Below are 8,673 nucleotides of genomic sequence, written 5' to 3'. Positions count from 1 at the left end.
AGCGGTAGTTCAGTTGGTTAGAATACCTGCCTGTCACGCAGGGGGTCGCGGGTTCGAGTCCCGTCCGTTCCGCCAACTATTTAGGGGCGTAGTTCAATTGGTAGAGCACCGGTCTCCAAAACCGGGTGTTGGGAGTTCGAGCCTCTCCGCCCCTGCCAGTTACCAATTAAGTAATAACAAAATTTATACTTCTTTGTAGCCCAGTTAATTAACTGGGCTTTTTGTTATCTGTTATCCTCTAAATCTTTCTTCCTGAGCATTTATTATGCTTTACCCTACAAGCTGACAACACATTTCCCTATACCAATATATCAGTATGACACTATTGATATTTATTGATAACTATAGAAAAAACTAAGCTTTATTGTTGGTTTATAGGCTGTTTTAATAGTTGTTGTATTAATGCTTGTTGATCACTGCTATTTAGCCAAACAGCAAATAAAGGCTTTTGAACAATATCTGTTGAGGCTGGCATAAGATCAGAATAAAGATCACGCCAATGTGTGGGAAGAAAAGCAACCGCATGTGTTGTTTTCATTAATTGATAGGCAATAGTTGCTGAATTAGTGGTCAAAATAGGATCAATTTTTGGCACTATTCCATTTGGAATAAAGGACTGAAAATCTGCACTCCACTCTATTTTGATAAATTGTGCTATTTCTTCTGTTTTATCTGATTTTATTTTCATCAACTGAAAAGTAATATCGCCAATAATTTTGCTTTCTAATTCATCCATCTTGGGTGCTTCAGTTGTAAAAAGAAGATCAAGTTCTCTTGCATGAAGTTGTTTTACAAGAGATTGCCTCGTAGAGACTCTAGATTCGATTCTGAGCTCTTTTCTTTCTAGATAAGATTCCTGTAACCAAGATGTTAGATAAGCTTCCCAGAGTGATGCTGTGGCGCCAATTGATAACTCAGAATGTTGAGATGCATGGCTAATTTCTTTTTTAGCTAAAAGCCAAGTATTCATTAACGATTCAGCATAAGGAATAAGCCTTTCACCAGCAACAGTGAGGCGGATATTATTGCGGTGGCGGGTAAACAGATTTGTGCCTAATTGTGTTTCTAATTGCCGTATTCTAAAACTAACCGCAGATTGCGTTAAATAAAGAGATTCAGCGGCTCGGCCAAAGTGTCTAGTCTTACTGACTTCCAAAAAGGTTTTCAGTAATTCGGTATCCACATCTATCTCCAAAAAAATTTGTCGTTACGATTTAAATATTTTGTTTTACAGAACCGCATGACTATCTAATACTCCGCGCCATAAGTATGACGATAGAGAATTAGGAGTGTGTCAGATGGCAGAAAGTTTTATCACGACTAATCGTTTTTTTGACAATAAACATTATCCGCGTGGTTTTTCTCGTCATGGCGATTTCACTATCAAGGAATCCCAGATATTGGAACGTCATGGTCAAGCCTTTAATGAACTTGATTTAGGTAAACGAGAGCCTACAACTGAAACGGAAAAATTATTTGTTGCCATGTGTCGTGGCGAACGAGAAGCAGCAACGGTTGAAGAAAAAATTTGGAAGAAATATACCAGTCGTATAAGTCGTCCAAAACGTTTTCATACATTATCGGGTGGAAAGCCACAGCTCGATCCATCTGATGACTATACCGACTCTGATGATTAATATCATTAGTTTTAGTAAAAAGGAGCGTTTTTTCGCTCCTTTTTATTTATCCATCTAATTGCTTTTGTAAATAGATCATTAATCTATCCATTGCACGAAAGCTTAATGCTTCAATTAAATGATTTCTCTGTATTTTCTCTTCATCAGCAAGATCTGCAATTGTTCTCGATACTCTTAAGATTTTATGCCATGCGCGTATAGATAATCCTAATTTATTGAGTGTATCCTCGAGAAAAGTGGCATCACTGGTATTTAATGAGCAATAGCATTCAATTTCTTTCCCTGTTAGGTAAGTATTCACTTTTCCGCACCGTAAAAATTGCCGTTCTCTTGCTTTTAAAACTCGGGCTCTAATTGTCATGCTATTTTCTGTCTCAAATGAAGGATGAATCAGTGCGCCTTGAGGAAGAAGGGGCATCTCGACAGATAAATCAAATCTATCTAGAAAAGGCCCAGAAACCTTGCTTAAATAGCGTAATATCTGTTTTATTGGTGCTCGATTATGATTACCTTGATAGTGTCCTGTTGGGCTTGGATTTAATGCACCTATCAGTAAAACATTTGCTGGATAGCTTATTTTGGCTTTGGCTCGTGAAATAGTAATCTCTCTCGCATCGAGTGGCTCACGTAATGCGTCCAGTACACGGCGTTCAAACTCTGGCAATTCATCTAAAAACAAGATCCCATGATGTGCTAAGGTAATTTCTCCTGGTTTAGGAAGTGTTCCACCTCCCGTTAAAGCAACCGCAGATGAAGTATGATGCGGTGCTCTAAAAGGTCTTAAGGGCCATTTTCGTTCATTAAATGTAATTCCTCTTAAACTACTAATGACCAAGACATCAAGTGCTTCTTTGGGGGTTAAAGGAGGGAGAAGCGTACTTATTCTTTGTGCTAACATTGTTTTCCCAGTTCCAGGCGGGCCAAGAAATAAAATGTTGTGATTTCCTGCTGCTGTAATTTCTGCAGCTCTTTTTGCATTATTCTGACCAATTATATCGCTCATATCTTTATTATCTTGATTTTCAATTGCGTCATTAATAATAAATTCTTCCGCTTCAATTAATGGCGTATTATTTTCTAGATGATGACAAATTTCTAAAAGATGAGAGGCTAATAAAGCAGATCTATTTGGTAATAATGAAACTTCAGTTTGATGTTCTATTGATACAATACATATTCGATGATCTTTTGAAGCGCTAAGTACGGAAGGAATAATAGCGTTTACTCGTTGAAGCTTACCTGAAAGTGCAAGCTCTCCAATAAACTCATAACGTTCTAATTTATTTGAGGTTAATTGCTCTGAAGCAATTAATATTGCAAGTGCAATAGGTAGATCATAACGCGCCCCTTCTTTAGGTAAATCGGCAGGCGAAAGGTTAATTGTTATTCTTTTTGCTGGATAAATATATCCACTATTAATTAATGCGCTTCTTACTCTGTCTTTTGCTTCTTTAACGACAGTCTCAGGTAAGCCCACTAATGTTAATCCGGGTAATCCTTGACTAATATGTGCTTCAATCGTAATAAGTGGTGCTGAAATACCTAAAGAAGCTCGAGTATATATTATTGCCAATGCCATTTTTTATTCTCCATTATTTTTAATCTTTTTAATTTATTTTTTCTTGTGTGTTAAATGGAGTATTAAATAAATGCGAGATATCTCTAAAATAAAACAACGTATTGAAATATAATAAAAATATAAATTCAGATATAATTATTTAAAGTAATATAAAATTAATTAAATATATATTTATCATCTAAGTTCAAATAACAAAATTCAATAATAAAAAAAACAAAATACCAGCAATAACAACAGCATTAATCACTAATAAATTAATAATTTAAAGGTTAATAGTCTGACAGGTGTTTGGTTTATAAAAATATTCATAAAAATCATTATGTTGAGATTATTTTTAAAATAAACGTTGTCAATACTAAAATATCATGATAACTCTAAAAGGACAGAGTGAAAGAAAACACAACAAACATACATTTTTAATAAGAAAAGAAGTCATAAAACTATGAATACTATCGTCCTAGTGATTAGCCTAATTATTGTCAGCGTGGTGGTGATTATTAACCCACCGTGCGGGGCTGCACTAGGACGAAGAAAGGCTAACTAAACTAGCCGGATCTCTTAAAAACCCCCGCACCGAAAGGCGCGGGGGTTTTTTTTGAGCCTGAGTTTGAAAAAGAGATTCAATAGAAGATAAATTCAAATTAAACAAGAAGTTAAGATGGCAGGGTGAGAGGATGAATGGAGCACAGTGGTTAGTACAGGCATTACGAAAACAGCAAGTTGAAACCGTCTTTGGTTATCCTGGTGGTGCGATTATGCCTGTTTATGACGCACTCTATGATGGCGGTATTGAACATATTTTATGTCGTCATGAACAAGGTGCTGCCATTGCTGCTATCGGTTTCGCCCGTTCTACTGGTACAACGGGTGTTTGTATTGCGACATCAGGCCCAGGCGCTACTAATGTTATCACTGGACTTGCTGATGCATTGTTAGACTCTGTGCCTGTTGTTGCCATTACAGGGCAAGTTGCCTCTGATTTAATTGGGACTGATGCATTTCAAGAGATTGATGTTTTAGGTCTTTCGTTGGCATGTACTAAACACAGTTTTTTAGTCTCATCTGTGGATGAATTACCAAGAGTATTATCAGAGGCATTTTCTATAGCCTCTCAAGGGCGTCCTGGCCCTGTTTTAATTGATATCCCGAAAGATGTTCAATTAGCTGATGCTTCCCATTTATCAAGTTATGAATTACCTGAGGAACAAGAATTTCCTTATCCAACACAAGAGTTAGCACAAGCTAAACAGATGTTAGCACAGGCACAAAAACCTATTTTGTATGTAGGTGGAGGTGTTGCCATGAGCAATGCAGTGGATGTATTAAGAGAGTTTGTGAAACAAACCGAAATACCTGTTGTTTCCACGTTAAAAGGGTTGGGCTGTGCTGATGCGTTAGATGATAATTATTTAGGTATGTTAGGCATGCATGGCACTAAAGCGGCAAATTATGCAGTTCAGCGTAGTGATTTATTAATTGCTGTTGGTGCGCGTTTTGATGATCGTGTCACGGGGCGATTAAATACTTTTGCGCCTAATGCCAAGGTTATCCATATCGATATCGATCATGCAGAATTAAATAAATTGAAACAGGCGCATGTTGCGTTATTGGGGGATGCTAAGGGGTTGTTGCCTGTATTGTCTCAGTCATTATCTATCGCATCTTGGCAACAAGAAGTACAAGAATTAAAAACAGAACATGCTTGGCGTTATGATCATCCGGGTTCTGCAATTTATGCCCCTTTGTTATTAAAACAATTATCAGATGCCAAACCTAAAAATACTGTTGTGACAACAGATGTTGGCCAGCATCAAATGTGGTCGGCGCAACATATGGCATTTGATGCACCTGAAAATTTTATTACCTCAAGTGGTTTAGGCACCATGGGGTTTGGTATCCCGGCTGCTGTTGGTGCTCAAATTGCTAGACCTGATGCTTGTGTTATCTGCGTCTCAGGTGATGGTTCTTTTATGATGAATGTGCAGGAACTGGGCACAATCAAACGTAAACAATTACCAATCAAACTGGTGTTATTAGATAACCAACGTCTTGGTATGGTTCGCCAATGGCAAGAACTATTTTTTGAACAACGTTATAGCGAAACAATTTTAACGGATAATCCAGATTTTGTTGCCTTGGCAAAAGCATTTGATATTCCGGGGCAACGTATCACAGAAAAAGCACAGGTTGCTGATGCTATTACATGTTTATTAGAGAGCGATGGCCCTTATTTACTACAGGTATCTATCGATGACGCTGAAAATGTCTGGCCTTTAGTTCCGCCGGGCGCAAGTAATGATGAGATGATGGAGAAATCAAAATGAACCAACACAATATCACAATTGAAGCCCGTTTTTGTCCAGAGATCTTAGAACGTATCCTGAGAGTTATCCGCCATCGTGGTTTTCATATATGCTCAATGAACATGAATATCACGGAAAGTAATAATATCAATTTAAGCCTGACTGTAAGCAGCCAGCGACCATTAGAACTTTTATGCAGCCAGTTAACAAAATTAGCTGATGTTGCAGGTATTCAAGTATCACATCAACAGAAAGAGAAATTACGATTCATGAATGCACTCAGTGCCATGTAAGGATAAAAGAATGACAAAGCAAGCTGATTATATTTGGTTTAACGGTGAAATGGTTCCATGGGCTGAGGCAAAAGTGCACGTTATGTCTCACGCATTACATTATGGAACTTCTGTGTTTGAAGGTGTGCGTTGTTATGATTCTCATAAAGGACCAGTGGTTTTTCGCCATCGTGAACACATGCAACGTTTACATGATTCGGCAAAAATTTATCGTATGCCAGTTGAGCAAAGTGTTGACGAATTAATGGAAGCATGTCGCACAACTTTACGTAAAAACAAATTAGTCAGTGCTTATATTCGCCCATTAGTTTTCATCGGTGATGTTGGTATGGGGGTTAATCCTCCGGCCGGTTATAAAACGGATGTGATTATCGCTGCATTCCCTTGGGGAGCCTATCTTGGTGAAGAGGCTTTAGATAAAGGTATCGATGCGATGGTTTCTTCTTGGCATCGTGCGGCACCAAACACTATTCCAACCGCAGCAAAAGCTGGTGGTAACTATTTATCATCATTATTAGTGGGTAGCGAAGCGCGCCGTCATGGCTATCAAGAAGGGATAGCATTAGATGTTCATGGCTATTTATCAGAAGGTGCAGGTGAAAATTTATTTGAAGTAAAAGATGGGATTATTTTTACACCTCCATTTACTTCGTCGGCTCTGCCGGGGATAACTCGTGATGCCATTATTAAACTGGCAAAAGATCTGGGTTATGAAGTACGAGAGCAAGTGCTTTCTCGGGAATCACTCTATCTTGCAGATGAAGTCTTTATGTCAGGTACAGCGGCAGAAATTACACCTGTACGTAGCGTTGATGGTATTCAAGTAGGTATCGGACGTTGTGGTCCTGTGACCAAAGCAATTCAAAAAGCGTTCTTTGGTCTGTTCACGGGTGAAACAGAAGACAAATACGGCTGGTTAGATCCAATCAATTCATAAACATAATCAAATAAATTTGTTTAGTGAGTAGATGTTCCCTACTCGCTTTCTTTATCGCAGGAGTGTGAAAAATGCCTAAATACCGTTCAGCAACAACGACACATGGTCGTAATATGGCGGGAGCCCGTGCCTTATGGCGTGCAACGGGAATGACTGATGCTGATTTTGGTAAACCCATTATCGCAGTTGTGAACTCATTTACGCAATTTGTACCAGGTCATGTGCATCTTCGGGATTTAGGAAAATTGGTTGCTGAGCAAATTGAAGCAGCTGGTGGTGTTGCTAAAGAATTTAATACCATTGCAGTTGATGATGGTATCGCAATGGGGCACGGTGGAATGCTCTATTCTTTACCATCGCGTGAGCTTATTGCTGATTCTGTTGAGTATATGGTTAATGCACATTGTGCTGATGCGATGGTGTGTATCTCAAACTGCGACAAGATCACCCCAGGAATGTTAATGGCGTCTTTACGTTTAAATATCCCTGTTATTTTTGTCTCTGGTGGTCCAATGGAAGCGGGAAAAACGAAGCTTTCAGACCAACTGATCAAATTAGATCTGGTTGATGCCATGATCCAAGGCGCAAACCCAAATGTCAGTGATGCTGATAGTGAACAAATTGAACGATCAGCTTGCCCAACGTGTGGATCGTGTTCGGGTATGTTTACTGCAAATTCCATGAACTGTTTAACTGAAGCTCTGGGATTATCTCAACCGGGAAATGGCTCATTACTTGCGACACATGCTGATCGTGAAACACTATTTATTAATGCGGGTAAGCGTATTGTTGAATTAACCAAACGCTATTATGAAAAAGATGACGAATCTGCATTACCACGCAATATTGCCAAAAAAGAAGCCTTCGAAAATGCAATGATCTTAGATATCGCAATGGGCGGCTCGACAAATACGGTTCTGCATTTATTAGCAGCAGCTCAAGAAGGTGAGGTTGATTTCACTATGGAAGATATCGACAGACTTTCTCGCCAAGTACCTCATTTATGCAAAGTAGCTCCAAGTACACAAAAATATCATATGGAAGATGTTCACCGTGCAGGTGGAGTTATGGGTATTTTAGGTGAATTAGACAGAGCCGGATTACTCAACCGCAATGTGGGTAATATCTTAGGATTAAGCTTGCCAGAAACGTTAGCACAATATGATGTGATGTTAACACAAGATGAGCAAGTAAAATCAATGTTCCAAGCAGGCCCAGCAGGTATTCGTACAACGAAAGCATTTTCTCAAAATTGTCGTTGGCCAACCTTAGATACTGATCGTGAAAACGGATGTATCCGTAGTAAAGAACATGCTTATAGCCAAGATGGTGGATTGGCGGTGTTATCTGGTAATTTAGCGGAAGATGGTTGTATCGTTAAAACAGCGGGTGTTGATGAAGATAACTTGGTCTTTAGTGGCCCCGCAAAAGTATATGAAAGCCAAGATGATGCGGTAGAGGCCATTTTAGGCGGAAAAGTAGTTGCTGGCGATGTGGTAATTATTCGCTATGAAGGCCCTAAAGGTGGCCCTGGAATGCAAGAGATGTTGTACCCAACCTCTTATTTAAAATCAATGGGATTAGGGAAAGCTTGTGCACTTATCACTGATGGACGTTTCTCTGGTGGCACATCTGGTTTATCTATCGGGCATGTTTCACCTGAAGCGGCAAATGGTGGAGTAATTGGTTTAGTGGAAGAAGGTGATATTGTCTCTATCAATATTCCAACCCGAGAAATCTCATTAAAGGTAGATGATAAAACGTTATCAGCTCGTCGTGATGCACAAAATGCCCGTGGTGATAAAGCATGGACACCACAAAATAGACAGCGCCAAGTTTCATTTGCCTTACGTGCTTACGCCTCTTTAGCCACTAGTGCCGATAAAGGCGCGGTGCGTGATAAATCTAAATTAGGGGGCTAAAA

Annotated in this window: 8 protein-coding genes and 1 tRNA gene; 7 read left to right on the top strand and 2 right to left on the bottom strand. The window is 39.1% G+C overall.

Going from position 1 to position 8,673, the window contains the following annotated elements; all coding sequences use genetic code 11:
• Positions 1-82 precede the first annotated feature (82 nt).
• Positions 83-158: transfer RNA gene (locus ABN080_RS13220), tRNA-Trp, on the top strand.
• A gap of 203 nt (positions 159-361) precedes the next feature.
• On the opposite strand, the gene hdfR is transcribed toward ABN080_RS13220, so the two are convergent.
• A complete protein-coding gene (hdfR, locus tag ABN080_RS13215) occupies positions 362-1,183 on the bottom strand; it encodes an HTH-type transcriptional regulator HdfR (protein ID WP_115351255.1) in 822 nt (273 codons plus the stop codon).
• A 115-nt stretch (positions 1,184-1,298) separates the two neighbouring features.
• Here hdfR and ABN080_RS13210 point away from each other — a divergent pair, with 115 nt between their 5' ends.
• Positions 1,299-1,637 carry a MaoP family protein gene (locus tag ABN080_RS13210; protein ID WP_072070866.1) on the top strand — a complete coding sequence of 113 codons (339 nt, stop codon included), beginning with the start codon at positions 1,299-1,301 and terminating at the stop codon, positions 1,635-1,637.
• 46 nt (positions 1,638-1,683) lie between these two features.
• On the opposite strand, the gene ABN080_RS13205 is transcribed toward ABN080_RS13210, so the two are convergent.
• Positions 1,684-3,216 carry a YifB family Mg chelatase-like AAA ATPase gene (locus tag ABN080_RS13205; protein WP_197269673.1) on the bottom strand — a complete coding sequence of 511 codons (1,533 nt, stop codon included), beginning with the start codon at positions 3,214-3,216 and terminating at the stop codon, positions 1,684-1,686.
• Positions 3,217-3,658: 442 nt separating this feature from the next.
• Here ABN080_RS13205 and ilvL point away from each other — a divergent pair, with 442 nt between their 5' ends.
• The 5 genes from ilvL (at position 3,659) to ilvD (ending at position 8,671) form a co-directional block, all read left to right on the top strand.
• Complete coding sequence (gene ilvL, locus ABN080_RS13200; protein ID WP_071788577.1) at positions 3,659-3,760, top strand: ilv operon leader peptide; 102 nt, start codon at positions 3,659-3,661, stop codon at positions 3,758-3,760.
• A gap of 130 nt (positions 3,761-3,890) precedes the next feature.
• The gene (gene ilvG / locus ABN080_RS13195; RefSeq protein ID WP_349441227.1) at positions 3,891-5,540 is read left to right on the top strand and encodes an acetolactate synthase 2 catalytic subunit; all 1,650 of its coding nucleotides are present in this window, start codon (positions 3,891-3,893) and stop codon (positions 5,538-5,540) included.
• On the top strand, positions 5,537-5,812 hold the full coding sequence (gene ilvM / locus ABN080_RS13190) for an acetolactate synthase 2 small subunit (protein WP_023583660.1): 276 nt from the start codon (positions 5,537-5,539) through the stop codon (positions 5,810-5,812). Before ilvG ends, ilvM begins: the two co-directional genes overlap by 4 nt.
• A gap of 10 nt (positions 5,813-5,822) precedes the next feature.
• Complete coding sequence (locus ABN080_RS13185; protein ID WP_349441226.1) at positions 5,823-6,749, top strand: branched-chain amino acid transaminase; 927 nt, start codon at positions 5,823-5,825, stop codon at positions 6,747-6,749.
• Positions 6,750-6,820: 71 nt separating this feature from the next.
• The gene (ilvD, locus tag ABN080_RS13180) at positions 6,821-8,671 is read left to right on the top strand and encodes a dihydroxy-acid dehydratase (protein ID WP_196554216.1); all 1,851 of its coding nucleotides are present in this window, start codon (positions 6,821-6,823) and stop codon (positions 8,669-8,671) included.
• Positions 8,672-8,673 lie beyond the last annotated feature (2 nt).

It is taken from the genome of Proteus sp. fly-1089 (assembly GCF_040138965.1).
GTDB lineage: Bacteria > Pseudomonadota > Gammaproteobacteria > Enterobacterales > Enterobacteriaceae > Proteus > Proteus vulgaris_B.
The sequence above is the reverse complement of the archived record's forward strand: the minus strand, read 5'-3'. Positions and strand labels throughout refer to the sequence as shown.

Coding starts and splice junctions, on each gene's coding strand:
- ABN080_RS13210 (WP_072070866.1), top strand. CDS start 1,299: ATGGCAGAAAGTTTTATCACGACTAATCGTTTTTTTGACAATAAACAT.
- ABN080_RS13205 (WP_197269673.1), bottom strand. CDS start 3,216: ATGGCATTGGCAATAATATATACTCGAGCTTCTTTAGGTATTTCAGCA.
- ilvL (WP_071788577.1), top strand. CDS start 3,659: ATGAATACTATCGTCCTAGTGATTAGCCTAATTATTGTCAGCGTGGTG.
- ilvG (WP_349441227.1), top strand. CDS start 3,891: ATGAATGGAGCACAGTGGTTAGTACAGGCATTACGAAAACAGCAAGTT.
- ilvM (WP_023583660.1), top strand. CDS start 5,537: ATGAACCAACACAATATCACAATTGAAGCCCGTTTTTGTCCAGAGATC.
- ABN080_RS13185 (WP_349441226.1), top strand. CDS start 5,823: ATGACAAAGCAAGCTGATTATATTTGGTTTAACGGTGAAATGGTTCCA.
- ilvD (WP_196554216.1), top strand. CDS start 6,821: ATGCCTAAATACCGTTCAGCAACAACGACACATGGTCGTAATATGGCG.